This is a genomic window from Duganella sp. BJB1802 (assembly GCF_013369445.1).
Taxonomy (GTDB): Bacteria; Pseudomonadota; Gammaproteobacteria; order Burkholderiales; family Burkholderiaceae_D; genus Rugamonas; species Rugamonas vulcania_A.
In genome coordinates, this window is the sequence record NZ_JABWEF010000041.1 from 1 (window position 1) to 4,959 (window position 4,959).

At 72.0% G+C, this 4,959-nt stretch carries 4 protein-coding genes; 1 reads left to right on the top strand and 3 read right to left on the bottom strand.

Annotated elements, in window-relative coordinates:
• Window positions 1-68: 68 nt before the first annotated feature.
• Window positions 69-1,172: an HD-GYP domain-containing protein gene (locus tag HUX88_RS31650; protein WP_176364352.1), complete on the top strand. Its 1,104-nt coding sequence runs from the start codon at window positions 69-71 to the stop codon at window positions 1,170-1,172.
• A 15-nt stretch (window positions 1,173-1,187) separates the two neighbouring features.
• On the opposite strand, the gene HUX88_RS31655 is transcribed toward HUX88_RS31650, so the two are convergent.
• The 3 genes from HUX88_RS31655 to HUX88_RS31665 all read right to left on the bottom strand — a co-directional run.
• Window positions 1,188-2,282 carry a transporter gene (locus tag HUX88_RS31655; RefSeq protein ID WP_176364353.1) on the bottom strand — a complete coding sequence of 365 codons (1,095 nt, stop codon included), beginning with the start codon at window positions 2,280-2,282 and terminating at the stop codon, window positions 1,188-1,190.
• A 177-nt stretch (window positions 2,283-2,459) separates the two neighbouring features.
• A complete protein-coding gene (locus HUX88_RS31660; protein WP_176364354.1) occupies window positions 2,460-4,058 on the bottom strand; it encodes a bifunctional 3-(3-hydroxy-phenyl)propionate/3-hydroxycinnamic acid hydroxylase in 1,599 nt (532 codons plus the stop codon).
• A partial coding sequence (locus HUX88_RS31665) for an AMP-binding protein (RefSeq protein ID WP_176364355.1) occupies window positions 4,055-4,959 on the bottom strand: 905 nt, incomplete at its 5' end. The genes HUX88_RS31665 and HUX88_RS31660, both read right to left, overlap by 4 nt.

Here is a 4,959-nt window from a genome sequence, read left to right on the forward strand (position 1 = left end):
GGCACATTTTGAATTCGACCGGGCGCTCGCCGAGCTGGCGGCGCCCCTCCGCACTGAAGGCTGAAACCATGAACACCCCAACCGCCGCCGCCGCGCGCCCCACCGTGCTGGTGGTCGACGACACCCCCGCCAATCTGAGCCTGCTATCGAGCCTGCTGCGCGACAAATACCGCGTGTTGCTGGCCAACAGCGGCGCCAAGGCGCTGGCGCTGGCCAAGGCCGAGCGCCCCGCGCTGATCCTGCTGGACGTGATGATGCCGGAGATGGACGGCTACGAAGTATGCCGCCGCCTGAAGGCCGAAGCCGGGCTGGCGCGGGTGCCGGTGCTGTTCCTGACGGCGCGCGCCGGCATCGAGGACGAGGAGCGCGGCCTGGCGCTGGGCGCTGTCGACTTCATCCACAAGCCGATCAGCCCGCCCATCGTGGCGGCGCGCATCAAGGCACAGCTGGAGGTGCGGGCGTGGCAGGACTTCCTGCACGACCGGAACGACTGGCTGCAGGCCCAGGTCACGCAGCGGCTGGCCGAGATCCACCATTTGCAGGACGCCGCCATCGACGTGATGGTGTCGCTGGCCGAGTTCCGCGATGAGACCACCGGCAACCACGTGCGCCGCACCTCGGAGTACGTGCGCCTGCTGGCCTGCAGCCTGGCCGCCGAGCCGCGCGACGCCGCGCAGCTGACGCCCGAGACCATCGGGCTGATGGTGAAATCGGCGCCGCTGCACGACATCGGCAAGATCGCCATCCCCGACCACATCCTGCTCAAGCCAGGCAAGTTCGAGCCGGACGAGTGGGCCGTCATGCAGACCCACGCGCGGCGCGGCCACGACATCCTGCGCCGCGCCGGCGACCAGATGGGCGTGCGCGGCCAGTTCCTGGCGACGGCCATGCAGATCGCCGGCAGCCACCACGAAAAATGGGACGGTTCCGGCTACCCGGAGGGGCTTGCCGGCGAGGCCATTCCGCTGGCCGCGCGCCTGATGGCCGTGGCCGACGTGTTCGACGCGCTGCTGGCGCGCCGCCCGTACAAGGAGCCGATGCCGGCCGGCGTCGCCGCCGGCATCATCGCCAGGGGACGCGGCGCCCACTTCGACCCGCACGTGGTGGACGCCTTCCTGCGCCTGCTGCCGCAGTTCGAGCGGGTGGCGCTCCGGCTGGCCGACGCCGCCTGATCGCAGCCCGCCCGCTCACCACAGCTTGATCAGCCGGACCTGCGTGAAGGTTCCCGCCTTGGCGTTGCGCGAGGCGGTGGTGGCGATGTACTGCACCGTCACCACCGTGTCGATGGGCGCGATCTTCGTGGTGAAGAAGGCGCCGGTGTTGGTCGAGCGGAAGCGGCTGGTGCCGAGCGGATTGTGGTCGTCGTCCTGGTACTGGCGCAGGTGGATCGCGTGCAGCCCGACCACGCCGACCGGCGTCTTGTAGCCGGCCGCCAGCTCCACGCCGGCCCAGTTGCCGCTGCGGAGCTGGTTGTCGTGGTTGCGGCTGTTCAGGCCCAGCGACAGCTTGGCGGCCACCGCCACGTCAGGCGTCGGCAGATAGCCCAGTTGCAGCGTGGGCCGCAGCGTGGTGTAGTGGCCGGTGCCGATGTCGGGCGCCGGGCCGCTGTCGTACTTCCCGGTCGGCAGGATCACCGAGCCGCCCGCCAGCACCCGCACCCGTTCCCCCACATACAGCCAGCCGGCCTGCAGCTCGACGTCGCCGATGCCGCTGAGCGTTCCGGTGGCGTCGGCGCCTTCCGCCGCCAGCGCGCCCTGGTACTGCGCGCCGAACTGCCCCTGCACGGCGGCCTGGGTGGCGGCCGGCACCGCCGGGTTCCACTGCAGCGCCGGCGTCGGCGCGCCCGCCACGATCGATTGCTGCTTGCGCGCATACGGCAGGTCGACCACGAAGGCCAGCCGGCCGTCCGCGTAGCGGTCGGTGGTCAGGTAGGCCAGCACCATGTCCGAGCGGGTGAATGTGCCGGTGCCGTCGATGGTGGCGCGGTTGCCGGCATACGAGGGATACAGCGCCGGCGGCGCGCCCGGCAGCGGCAGCGCGCCGCCGGGGATGGGCTGGCCGAGCTTCTGGCCGTCGTCGCCGGTCACCTTCTCGACGCGGATGCGGGTGACGGCCAGCGCGCCGGCCCAGCCGGTCTGGTCGGGCGGCGCGAACAGCTCGCCGCCCAGGCTGCCGGCGAGGTTGTAGCGCGGTTCAAAGCCTTCGGCCGCGCGGGCCGCGCCGCCGGCCATGACGGCAAACGCCGCGAACGCCGCGAGGGCAGGGGGTATCGATCGGGTCATGCTGTCTCCTTTGTGGTGTGCTTCGATGATTTTTATAATGACATGTTAGTCATCCTGAAAATGATGTCAATCAATTTTTCGAAAAGCGTCCAAAAAAAATCCCGCCGCATTGCTGCGGCGGGACAAAAAGCCCCGGTGCGATGAATCCACTGGTGGGGCCGGGAGAGTTCGATTTGTTTAGCCGGCGGCCCCCAGCAAGGCCAGGGCGGTGCCGACGATGTCGTCGACCTGTTCCAGCGGGCCGTCGTGCAGCACCGTGCGGTCCGGCCGCACCACGGCCACCCAGCCGACCGGCGCCGCGTTCGGCACCAGGCAGTCGGTCATGTCCTCCCACGAATCGGCCGCCGCGCGGGCCTGGCCGCGATGGCGCAGCTGCACGACGCGGCCGCCGGCGCGCTGCCAGCGCTCCCGCAGCGCCGGGCTGAGCGCGGCCAGCGCGTCGCAGCCGAAGCCGATCAGGTTCAGGTGCGGCCCCAGCGCGTCGTCGCTGGGCAGGCAAGCGGTGGCGGTGCCGCTGCGCACCAGCCCCTGCGGCAGCAAGCCGCCGCGCACCAGGCGCGACCGGCCCGATCCCGGCTGGAACAGGCCCCGTCCGAAACGGTTCTGCGGCTTGATCTTCAGGTCCTGGAACCAGGCGCGCGTCACCGGCAGCCGCTGCAGCAGCGCCATCAGCCCGTGCACGCCCAGCGCCGCCAGCCGGTTGGCCGGCATCACCAGCCTGCCCATCAGCAGCGCCAGCTGGATGATGGACTTGGCGTGCGGACGGCGCTCGGTGTCGTAGCTGTCGAGGATGGCCGGCGACGCCCGCCCGTGCACCACCCACGCCAGCTTCCAGCTCAGGTTGGCCACGTCGCGCAGGCCGGCCACCAGGCCCTGGCCCACGAACGGCGGTGTGATGTGCGCGGCGTCGCCCGCCAGGAACACGCGCCCGCGCGAGAAGCGCTCGACGATGCGCGCATGGAAGCGGTACACCGCCGTGCGCTCCACCGTGACCAGATTGGTGTCGCACCACGGCGCCAGCAGCGCGCGGATCTGCTCCGGCCGTTCCATCTGCTCGCGGGTTTCGCCCGGCGCCAGCTTGAACTCCCAGCGCTGGCGCCCGCCCGGCGCCACCATGTGCGGCGTCGGCCGGCGCGGATCGCAGATGAATTCGATGTGGTCGATCGGATCGGGCACGCCGATCGCGTCCACCACCAGCCAGTCCTCGCTGAAGGTCTTGCCCTCGAAGCCCAGGCCGGCGCGGTGGCGCACCGGCGAGCCGGCGCCGTCCACCCCCACCAGGTAGCGCGCGTGCACCGTGGCCGGCGTGCCGTCGGCCCGCCTGAGTGTGACGGCCACGCCGTCGGCGGTCTCGGCGTAGTCCAGCATCTCGGTGCCGAGCGCGGTCTGCACGCAGGCATATTGCGCCAGCCGCTCGCGCAGCACGCGCTCGAGCTCCGGCTGGTAGAAGGTGACCAGGCGCGGATGGCCGTCCAGGTCGCCGGCGGTGTTGGCCCGCGCGTACGGTCCGAACAGCGGCGAGTGCATCTGCACCTTGGAGATGGCGTGCACCGCGAACGCGCCTTCCTCCAGGCCGGCCAGCTGCAGGATGCGCAGCGCCTCGTTGTCGAGCGCGATGGCGCGCGGCATCGTGAACACCTCGGTCGCCTTGTCGATCGCCAGCGTGCGTACGCCGTAGCGGCCCAGCAGGTTGGCGGCGGCCGCGCCGACCGGCCCCAGGCCGATCAGCAGCACGTCGACCGACTCCGGCAGGGCTGTGCTTTGGGCGCGGCTCATGTTGGCTCCTTTCCGCCCGCCGGCGCCAGATCGACCGGATAGCCGTAGCGGGCCAGCGCCGCGCGGGCCTGCTCGGCCTGCGGCGCGTCCACATCGACCACCGCCACCGCGCCGCGCCGGCTGTCGGCCCGCATCGCGACGCCGGCCGCGATGCCCAGCTGCTCCAGCTTCTGGCCGAACACGTGGGCGGCGGCGCGCATGCGCAGCTCGGCCTTGGCGATCTTGCCGATCGCCGTCAGCGGTATCTGCGCCAGCAGCTCGATGCGTACCGGCGCGGCGGCCCGTTCGGCCACCAGCTCGCGCACCTCCTCCAGCAGCTGTTCGGCCGCGATCGTGGCGCCGGCCTTCAGCATGACGTAGGCCACCGGCAGCTCGCCGGCATGCTCGTCCGGCTGGCCGACCGCCGCCGCCTGCGCCACCGCCGGATGGCGCAGCAGCGCGTCCTCGATCATGGCCGGGTCGATATTGTGGCCGCCGCGGATGATCAGGTCCTTGGCGCGCCCGGTCAGGTGCAGAAAACCGTCCGCGTCCAGGTAGCCCAGGTCGCCCGTGTTGAGCCAGCCCGGCGCCAGCCAGATGCGCTGGTTGTCGTGCGCGTTCAGGTAGCCGGGGAACACGTTCGGCCCGGCGATGCCGATCACGCCCACTTCGCCGGCGGCGCAGGCGGCGCGCGCCTGGCCGGCGCCGTCCACGCGCCACGCCTGCAGCGACTGGTGCGGCAGTCGCAGCCCCACGCTGCCGTCGCGGTGGCCGCCGCCGGTCGGGTTGACGCTGGAGATGCAGGCGCCCTCGGTCAGGCCGTAGCCCTCGCACAGCGGGATGCCGGCGGCCGCCTCGAAGCGGCGCGCCCCCGCGGCCGGCAGCGGCGCCGCGCCGCAGAAGGCGTGCCGCAGCGAGGATA